2 protein-coding genes are annotated in these 1,548 nt (G+C 38.6%); one reads left to right on the plus strand and one right to left on the minus strand.

Annotated features, from left to right (window positions below):
- On the plus strand, nt 1-180 hold a 180-nt coding region (locus FJR38_RS27665), incomplete at its 5' end, for a hypothetical protein (RefSeq protein WP_217359982.1).
- On the opposite strand, the gene FJR38_RS04270 is transcribed toward FJR38_RS27665, so the two are convergent.
- A complete protein-coding gene (locus tag FJR38_RS04270) occupies nt 152-1,273 on the minus strand; it encodes a ferrochelatase (protein WP_168492442.1) in 1,122 nt (373 codons plus the stop codon). The genes FJR38_RS27665 and FJR38_RS04270 overlap by 29 nt on opposite strands.
- Between the last annotated feature and the right edge of the window lie 275 nt (nt 1,274-1,548).

Consider the following 1,548-nt stretch of genomic DNA (forward strand, 5'->3'; position numbering starts at 1 on the left):
TACTGGGGAAAAACCGAGAATTTGTCGCCCGAATGCTTCGCCCCTACTTGGACAAAATCGCATTGCTCCCAAACAGCAGTAGAGACATTCCATGGAAGTCTCTACTACAAATCTACAAAAATTCTAAAAGATGATCAAATTCAGGAGATTTTTAATGATGGTGATGGTGGTGAGCAATAGTTGATTGTGAATTAACAGCCATTCCTTCTGTTTCCATCAACTCGGCAATATGTGCATTTGCCCAATTAGCAGCCATCGCTAAAAATTCTGGATTATCATTAACACAAGCCATTTGTAAATAATCTACATCTGGATGTTGTTTTTCTAAATCATGAATAATGTGATGAACATCTAATAAAGTTTCATGATTTTCTGTAGCAAAACCAATGGGCATAAATAGCAACGCCTTCGCACCCAATTGAATCAAGTTTTGAGCAGCTACTGTAGCATTTGGTTGTGTCCATTCAATTAATGGAGTGTCATGGTTCAACCAACCCACAGAAATTAACGGGTAATTGTTAATTAACTTATTTCTAACTAACTCATACATTGCTTGACTTTCATCAATCCCAGATGTAAAGCCTTTTGCTTTGTGGGGACAACCATGATTCATCAAAATAATCCCAATTTGCGAAGGTAAATAACCTGTAGCTAAATCGGTATGAATTTTTTCTTCTACCAAATGCGCCATTAAATCAATATATTCTGGTTCATTGTAGAACGAAGGAATATATCTTTGGGCTTTTACCCAATGTTCATCACCATCTGCTAATTCTACAAGTGCATTGTTCACTTGTTCAATGGCAATACCACTGGTAAAGATAGAATCAACAACTAATAATGGATAAATCAGAAGTTTGCTAAAGCCTTGATTTTTAATTTCGGCTAAAACTTGGTTTGGTAAAAAAGGAGCGCAAAAGTTAAAAGCTTTGAAAACTTGAACACCATTACCCCATTTATGTTGTAATTCATGTTCAATCCCTGCTCTTTGTCTTTCAAAGATGGCATTATGTGGGGAGATAAAATCGTGATGTGTGTGTCCCCATTCATGTCGATCAAATATTGCTAAAAGCTTTGCTAAAGGGGGATAAATCCAAGTAGGAACAGGAGCGAATTTAGCAGTCAGTAAATTTAAAGCTTGTTCGTTATAGTTAGCAAAATCTTCGTAGCTTTCGACTTCGCCATAGCCCATAAGCAACACGGCTACACGGTCTTGACTGGGTAGATGCTCGTGGGTATGGGTAGCGTGCAGTTTTTCCGGGGTTGCAACCACAATGAGTTCCTCAAGATAACCAAAATCAGGAGAGAACCCTAGAAAGTCCCTAGTTTATTTCTCTCACTTCGTAGTATAGTATCCTATCCCCCCGGATGGGATAAATATAAACATAAAAATATACATCTGAGGTATTAAACCAGAAGAAGCAGGGGTATCAAGTTCCAAGTCCTCCTGTAGGGGCGAAGCATTCGGGCGACAAATTCTCGGTTTTTCCCCAGTAGGGGCGAAGCATTCGGGCGATTAATTATCGGTTTTTTCCCAAGTTCATTTTC

Origin of the sequence: Anabaena sp. UHCC 0253, from assembly GCF_009712085.1 — a bacterium.
Lineage (GTDB): Bacteria > Cyanobacteriota > Cyanobacteriia > Cyanobacteriales > Nostocaceae > Dolichospermum.